Origin of the sequence: Streptomyces sp. KLMMK (genome assembly GCF_036961605.1) — a bacterium.
Lineage (GTDB): Bacteria > Actinomycetota > Actinomycetes > Streptomycetales > Streptomycetaceae > Streptomyces > Streptomyces telluris.
Window position 1 is genome coordinate 1 of the sequence record NZ_JBAMDC010000325.1, and the last position, 7,445, is coordinate 7,445.

Genomic DNA, 7,445 nt, shown 5'->3' on the forward strand with positions numbered 1-7,445 from the left:
GCCGCGCCGGAAACCTCACCGGAAGCCGCGCCCGACGCCGAACGAGGACTGTCCACCAGGGCCGGAGCATCCGCCCGCCGTCGCGCCCGTACCGCCTTCCACCGCGCCACCGTCCCCACGACGAAGATGCCGAGGACCACGAGCACGAGGAGTTCGCCGATCAGAAGGCCCCAGAAGAGGCCGTAGCCGGAGAGGCTGTCCGCGGGGGTGTCCGGCCAGGCGGCCGGGAGGTCGCGCGGCTGTGTCACCAGGTGCCGCAGGGCCAGGGGCGTACGGGTGAGGGTGACCGCCTCCGGCCAGGCGCCGTGGGCGAAGAGGGCGGCCAGGCCCGTCGTCGCCCACACCAGCAGCGTCATGCTCAGCAGCATCACGATGACCGCCATCAGCAGCCCGTCCGGGATGCCGCGCTCCGGTCGTCCTTCGCCCATGGATCCTGCCCCCCGGCTCCCGCTCCTGCCCCCGCCGCTGTCTCAGGCCACCGTCGACTCGGACGATGCCGACGAGGAGCCGTACGGCCCGCCCGCCGACTCCGCCTCCAGGGCCGCTGCCGCGCGCTCGGCGGCCGCGGCCTCCGCCGCGAGCTCGCGCGCGAAGTCGCCGTCCTCGGTCATGGCCCGGTCGGTGTAGACGAGCGGGCGCTCGACGTCGGTGACGAGGTGCTTGACGACCTGGACGTTGCCGTTGACATCCCAGACGGCGATGCCCGGGGTGAGCGTGGGGATGATCTCTACGGCCCAGCGGGGCAGGCCGAGCACCCGGCCCGTGGCGCGGGCCTCGTCGGCCTTCTGGGCGTAGATGGTGCGCGTGGAGGCCATCTTCAGGATCGCCGCGGCCTCGCGGGCGGCTGCGCCGTCGACGACGTCGGACAGGTGGTGGACCACCGCCACGAACGACAGGCCGAGCCGACGGCCGAACTTCAGCAGCCGCTGGAAGAGCTGGGCCACGAAGGGCGAGTTGATGATGTGCCAGGCCTCCTCGACCAGGAAGATCCGTTTCTTCCGGTCGGGCCTGATCCAGGTGTGCTCCAGCCAGACGCCCACGATCGCCATCAGGATGGGCATGGCGATGGAGTTGCGGTCGATGTGGGAGAGGTCGAAGACGATCAGCGGGGCGTCGAGGTCGATGCCGGCCGTCGTCGGCCCGTCGAACATGCCCCGCAGGTCACCGTCCACCAGCCGGTCCAGCACCAGGGCGACGTCCAGGCCCCAGGCGCGGACATCGTCTATGTCGACGTTCATCGTCTCCGCGGACTCGGCCTCCGGGTGCCGCAGCTGCTCCACGATGTCGGTCAGCACCGGCTGCCGGTCGAGGATCGTCTCGTTCACATGGGCGTGGGCGACCTTGAGGGCGAAGCCGGAGCGCTCGTCGAGCCCGCGGCCCATCGCGACCTCGATGATCGTGCGCAGCAGGGCGAGCTGCCCGGTCGTGGTGATCGACGGGTCGAGCGGGTTGAGCCGGATGCCGCCTTCGCGGGCCGCCATCGGGTCCAGCCGGACGGGCGTTATCCCCAGCTCCTGGGCGATCAGGTTCCACTCGCCGACGCCGTCCTCGCCCTGGGCGTCGAGGACGACGACCTGCCGGTCGCGGAAGCGCAGCTGGCGCAGGACGTAGGTCTTCTCCAGCGCCGACTTGCCGTTGCCGGACTCGCCGAGGACGAGCCAGTGCGGCGCGGGCAGCTGCTGGCCGTAGAGCTGGAAGGGGTCGTAGATGTAGCCCTTGCCGGAGTAGACCTCGCGCCCGATGACCACGCCGGAGTCGCCGAGGCCGGGGGCGGCGGTCGGCAGGTAGACGGCCTGCGCCTGGCCGGTGGAGGTCCGTACGGGCAGCCGCGTGGTCTCCACCTTCCCGAAGAGGAAGCTGGTGAACGCATCGGTCAGTGAGGCGAGCGGGTCGAGCACGGCACTGCCCCTATCGTCGGATGCCGGTCGCGAACGGCAGGGTGTTGACGAAGGCCCGGTGGTGCTCGCGGTCGCACCACTCCAGCTTCAGGTAGCTCTTGCCGGCCGAGGCTCTTATGGTCCGCTTGTCGCGCGCGAGCGCCTCCGGCGAGCGGGACGACACCGTGATGTACCCGACGAGGTTGACGCCGGCCGCGCCGCTGGCGAGGTCCTCGCCGCGCTGGTCGACGCGGGAGTGGTGGGCGACGTCGCGCGGGTCGACGACGCGGTTCATCTTGGCGGCGCGGGAGGCGTCGGCGTCGTCGTTGGTCTTCTCCGTCAGCATGCGCTCGATGGCGACGTCGGTCGGCTCCAGGTCCATGCAGACCGCGACCGTGCGGATCACGTCCGGGGTGTGGACGAGCAGGGGCGCGAGGAAGTTGACGCCCACCGGCGTCATGGGCCACTCCTTCACCCATGCGGTGGAATGACACCAGGGTGCGCGCGTTGACGACTCGCGGGTCTTGGCCTGGAGGTAGGTGGGCTCCATGGCGTCCAGCTCGGCGGGCCAGGCGTTGCGCTGGGTCATGGCCTGGATGTGGTCGATGGGGTGGTCCGGGTCGTACATGGAGTGCACGAGGGACGACAGCCGGCTCTGGCCGAGGGGCTGGCGCACCCGGATGTCGGCCTCGGCGAGCCGGGCGCAGATGTCCGTCAGCTCGCGCGCCATGACCACCGCGAGGCCGCCGTCGCGGTCCAGGCGCCGCTTGCCGCCGTCGTGGCGGGAGGCGCGCGCGATGGCGTTGGCCTCGGCGGCCAGCTCGCGGGTGTAGTGCATGCAGGCGACGAGGTAGGCGCGGTGCTGCTCGGAGGAGGTCGACACCATCGACTGCAGCTGGTCGTAGGAGTCCTTCAGCCACTTCGGGGAGTTGACGTCGCCGCGGCGCTCGACATCCTTGGCGTGGGCGTCGGGGTCGGCGGGGAGGGTGCGGGCGAGCATCTGGATGCGCGTCACATAGCCGTCGCCGTTGGCCACGTGCTTGAGGAGCGTGCCGAACCGGTCGACCAGCGCCTCCTGGTCCTCAGAGTCGCGCAGGCCCACGCCGGGGCCCTCGATCTCGATCGCCGCGGTGACCGTGCGCCGGTCGGCGTGCAGCAGCACCGCGATCTCGTCGGGGCCAAAGGGCGCCGCGAGCCAGTTGATCCGCCCGATGCCCGGGGGCGGGCCGACCTCGATCTCGCGCCCGTCCATGCGCGTGCCCGCCTCGACGGCGGCGGACCGGTAGGCGGTGCCGCGGCGCAGGGTGCGCTTGAACGAGCGGTTGATCTCGAACCATTTGTAGAACGTGCGGCCCTTGTACGGGACGTACACGGCGGCCAGCGCCAGCATCGGGAACCCGGTGAGCGTGACGATCCGCAGCGGCAGGACGGGCACCAGCAGGCCGCACATCATGCCGAGGAACGCCCCGGCGATGATCAGCGCGATCTCCCCGGTCTCCCGGTTCTTGCCGACGACCGCGTTGGGACGCGCACGGCCGATCAGATACGTACGGCGGGCCGCGACCGGCTGGGACTGGGCCTGGATCGTCAACTCCGCTCACCTCCTGGCGTATTGCTGCGGTTCTGCGCACGCGGCGCGCGGGCGGCGGAATTGTTGCTTCCGTTGCCCCTGTTGTCGCCGGTGCGGGCGGGGGGCCGGGTGCTGTGGGCGGCGACGCCGCCCGCCACGGAGTCGGCCGGCCGGGGCTGGTGGCCGTTGCCGCCGGAGCCGCCCGAGCCGCGGGCGCTGTGGGTCGTGATGCCCTGCTTGACCAGGGCGGCGGGCGAGGAGATCACGGCGGCGGCCTGCCGGGACGCCGCGTCCCTGCTCGCGCTGCGGGTGCTGGCGATCTCGTCGCCGAAGCCGGGCACGAAGCGGTAGATCATCGCACTGGCGAAGATGGCCAGGATGATGATCGCGAGGCCGGAGACCACGGCCGAGAAGGAGTTCGGCCCCTTGCCGGAGGAAAGGGCCCCGGCGAGGCCCAGCACGACCACGATGATCGGCTTCACCAGGATCACCGCGATCATGATGCCCGCCCAGCGGCGGACGTGGCCCCACATGTTCTTGTCGACGAGCCCTGCGTAGACGGCGGTGCCCAGCAGCGCGCCCACGTAGAGCAGGGCGGCGCGGATCACGAGCTCCAGCCAGAGGACGCCTGCGGCGAGCACCGACACCAAGGACACCACGATCAGCATGATCGGGCCGCCGCCGATGCCCTCGCCCTTCTTCAGGGCGTCCGCGAACGTGCCGAAGAAGGCGTCGTTGTTCGCGTTCGTGCCGGTGGCGATGACCTCCGTGACGCCGTCGGTGGCGGAGACGAGCGTGTAGAGGATGAGCGGGGTGAACGCCGACGCCAGCACGGTGAGCCAGAGGAAGCCGACGGCCTCCGTGAACGCCTCCGTGAACGGCACGCCGCGCACGGCACGCTTGGCCACGGCCAGCAGCCAGAGGACGAGCGTGAGCACGGTGGAGGCGGCGAAGACCACGGCGTACTGCCGCAGGAAGGTGGCGTTGGTGAAGTCCACGTTCCCGGTGGCCTCGACGGCGCCGGACAGCTTCCGGATGATCCAGGAGGCGGCGTCGGCGCAGCCCTTCGCCAGGGAGGCCAGGGGGTCGAGGGCGGTTTGGGGGTCGGGGGCGGACGGGGACGAACTCTTGCTGTCCTTGCCCTGGCAGATGCTCTTGGCCTGGCCCACGATGAGGTCGCAGGGGTCGCTGCCGCCCTGGCTGGGGCTCGACGAGGGGGCCGGAGAGGTCGACGGCGGGGCTGACGGCGGGGTCGACGGCGACGGCGGGGGGTCCGCGGCGGCGCGCGAGGCCAGCGCGGTCACTGCCACCTGGACGGACACCACTGCCGCCGTCAGGGAGAGGCCGCGGCGACGGCTACCTGGCATAAGTGAACCCTCCGTACCCCTTGACCGCGTTGGTGATCTCGTCGGCGCTCGAAGCGCGGATGTCGCCGCTGACCGGCGCGGGTCCCTGCTTCTGGTCGGACGAGCCGAGCTTCCAGTCGCCGTTCGTCCAGCGGAGCTTCTGGATGATGGTGAACCAGGTCTGGGCGACCGGCTTGGTCGAGCCCTCCCCGGCGAGACCGACCAGGCCCGTGCACCAGACCTCGACGGTGGCCTCGGATTCGCTGAAGGCGGTGGTCTTCGTGCCGACGGGGACGGTGCGGGAGACGAAGGTCTGTCCCTTGGGGGCGGAGCCGTCGTCGTTGAGGCCGAGGTTCTTGAAGAAGCCGGCGGTGTAGGCCTTGTCCAGCTTGGCCTGGAGGTCACGGGCGGCCTCGGGCGTGTGGATCGCCTCCACGATCGCGTGCCGCGACTCCTCCTTGAACATCCCGTCCCCCCCGAGCGCCACCGCGAAGTTCGCCGCCGCCGACTGCGCCCCCTGCTCGGTCCGGGCAAAACCGGAGGCGATGCCCCCGTTCTTGCCCCCCACCGGCTTGACGCCCGACGGAGCCGTTGCCTCCGCGCTGACCTTGTCGCCGCTCTTCTCCGCGTCGTCCGAGTCGGACCCGCCGCCTCTGTTGGCGAAGGCGATGGCCGCGATGAGCAGGACCACGACGCCCACGACCGTGATCATGTTCCGGCTGGAGAACCCCGCGCGGCCCCCGCGGCCCCCGCCGCGGCCCCGGCGCGGGCCGTACGGATCGCCCTCGCCCTCCGGCAGCCGGGTGCGGGTCAGGCCGTGGTCCTCGTCGTCGTAACCGTCCTCGCCGAGACTCATTGCGCGCACGTCCCCTCATACGTCGTCGCCGCAGTGGCACCCGCATATGACGGTAGCGGCGGGAGGGGAATCCCGGGGGAGGGGGACGAAGGGGTGTGAGGGGGCATCAGGTGGCAGCCTCGGGTGCGGGGGGAATCGGGGACGAGAGGGTCTGCGCGGGGACGATGCGCGAGGGGGCAGGTGGCAGGGGACGGACCCCGGCCGGGAAGGGGGTGCCGGGCGCGTGATGCCCGTGCGCCCCCGTGCTCAGACGGCCATGCCGTAGACGATGGTGAAGAGGGTGCCGAGCGAGCCGATGATGAAGACGCCGGTCAGTCCGGCGACGATCAGACCCTTGCCCTGCTCGGCGCTGAAGGTGTCGCGCAGGGCGGTCGCGCCGATCCGCTGCTTCGCCGCGCCCCAGATCGCGATGGCGAGACAGAGCAGGATCGCCACGGCCATGATGACCTCGATCATCACGCGAGCCTCGTTGCCCAGGCTACCGAACGGCCCCCAGTTCGGGGCGATTCCGCCAATAATGGTGTTGATGTCGCCCTTGCCGGCCGCCAAAAACATGTGTAACTCACCGCCCCTAATGGGTTGTTGTCATCGCTCTCACCGCTGGGTAAAGGTCAGGACCTATCTTTGCCGAAGATCCCGCCCCAGCATGTCGACTTGGCGGCATTTCTTGGCGGAACTCGTACGCATGCTCCCCGTAGGCCCCTGACCTGCGGCGCAAGGCGATGTCAGTGGGTACTCCTAAGGTGACTCTGTGTATCACGGGTGTCGGCGGCGGGCAATCATCGGTGGAGCAGGGGGGCGTGGGGATGTTCGGACGACTGTGTGTTCGGTCGGTACGCTGTCCCGAGCGCCGCCCGGGTGCCGACAGCGCCTCGGGGCCGTCGGGCCGGCTCGCGCGCTACGGGGGCATCGAGATCAAGGGTGGTACGGGTGCTGGTTGCCGATCGCTACCGGCTGGCGGAGTTGCTCGGCCGCGGTGGCATGGGCGAAGTCTGGCAGGCTCAGGACGAGGTGCTGGGCCGTCAGGTCGCCGTGAAGCTGCTGCTGGGCGACGACGGCGACGAATCCGCCGCCTCCCGCTTCCGGCTGGAGGCGCAGACCGCCGCACGCCTGAATCATCCTCAGGTCGTCGCCGTCTACGACTTCGGGTCCTGGGACGGGCGCTTCTATCTGGTGATGGAGCTGGTCAGGGGGCCCAGCCTGGCCCAGGAGCTGTCCTCGCGCGGCCCGCTCGCGCCGCGCCGCGTGGCCCGCATCGCCGCGCAGTCCGCGGCGGGCCTGGCCGCGGCACACCGCCAGGGCGTCGTCCACCGGGACATCAAGCCCGGCAATCTGATGCTCGACGCCGACGACACCTTGAAGATCGGCGATTTCGGCATCGCCCGCTTCGTGGACGAGACCTCCGCCGCGTTGACGCGGGTCGGTCAGATCGTCGGCACGAGCACCTATCTCGCCCCGGAGCGGGCCCTGGGCAAGGTCGCCGGCCCCGCCTCGGACGTCTACGCCCTGGGCTGTGTGATCTACCAGCTGCTGGCGGGCCAGCCGCCCTTCTGGGCGGACAGCCCCACCGCGCTGCTCTACCTCCACGTGGACACGCCGCCCGTGCCGCCCCGTCAGCACCGGGCGGACCTGCCGCCCGCCTTCGAGGCGTACCTGCTGCGGATGCTCGCCAAGAAGCCGGAGGAGCGGCCGTCGGCGCAGGAGGTGGCCGACTGGTTCGCCGGGCCCTCGTGGGAGGAGCCGCCCCGGCCCGTACGGACGCCGATGCCGGCCCCGGTGCCGTCCCCCCTGGCCGC

At 71.2% G+C, this 7,445-nt stretch carries 6 protein-coding genes and 1 pseudogene; 1 reads left to right on the forward strand and 6 read right to left on the reverse strand.

Annotated elements, in window-relative coordinates; all coding sequences use genetic code 11:
- The 6 genes and pseudogenes from V7793_RS29740 to V7793_RS29765 form a co-directional block, all read right to left on the reverse strand.
- A pseudogene (locus V7793_RS29740) lies at positions 1-428 on the reverse strand (type VI secretion protein); the annotation flags it as partial.
- Positions 429-470: 42 nt separating this feature from the next.
- Positions 471-1,898, reverse strand: a complete 1,428-nt coding sequence (locus tag V7793_RS29745) for an ATP-binding protein (protein WP_256789769.1) — start codon at positions 1,896-1,898, stop codon at positions 471-473.
- Between the two features lie 10 nt (positions 1,899-1,908).
- Positions 1,909-3,462, reverse strand: a complete 1,554-nt coding sequence (locus V7793_RS29750) for an SCO6880 family protein (protein WP_336012241.1) — start codon at positions 3,460-3,462, stop codon at positions 1,909-1,911.
- Positions 3,463-3,464: 2 nt separating this feature from the next.
- Complete coding sequence (locus tag V7793_RS29755; protein WP_336012234.1) at positions 3,465-4,814, reverse strand: hypothetical protein; 1,350 nt, start codon at positions 4,812-4,814, stop codon at positions 3,465-3,467.
- Complete coding sequence (locus V7793_RS29760) at positions 4,804-5,649, reverse strand: hypothetical protein (RefSeq protein WP_336012245.1); 846 nt, start codon at positions 5,647-5,649, stop codon at positions 4,804-4,806. Before V7793_RS29760 ends, V7793_RS29755 begins: the two co-directional genes overlap by 11 nt.
- Before the next feature lie 246 nt (positions 5,650-5,895).
- The gene (locus tag V7793_RS29765) at positions 5,896-6,204 is read right to left on the reverse strand and encodes a hypothetical protein (RefSeq protein WP_030367101.1); all 309 of its coding nucleotides are present in this window, start codon (positions 6,202-6,204) and stop codon (positions 5,896-5,898) included.
- A 375-nt stretch (positions 6,205-6,579) separates the two neighbouring features.
- Between V7793_RS29765 and V7793_RS29770 the strand changes: the two genes are divergently transcribed.
- A partial coding sequence (locus V7793_RS29770; protein WP_336012238.1) for a serine/threonine-protein kinase occupies positions 6,580-7,445 on the forward strand: 866 nt, incomplete at its 3' end.

Coding starts and splice junctions, on each gene's coding strand:
- V7793_RS29755 (WP_336012234.1), bottom strand. CDS start 4,814: ATGCCAGGTAGCCGTCGCCGCGGCCTCTCCCTGACGGCGGCAGTGGTG.
- V7793_RS29760 (WP_336012245.1), bottom strand. CDS start 5,649: ATGAGTCTCGGCGAGGACGGTTACGACGACGAGGACCACGGCCTGACC.
- V7793_RS29765 (WP_030367101.1), bottom strand. CDS start 6,204: ATGTTTTTGGCGGCCGGCAAGGGCGACATCAACACCATTATTGGCGGA.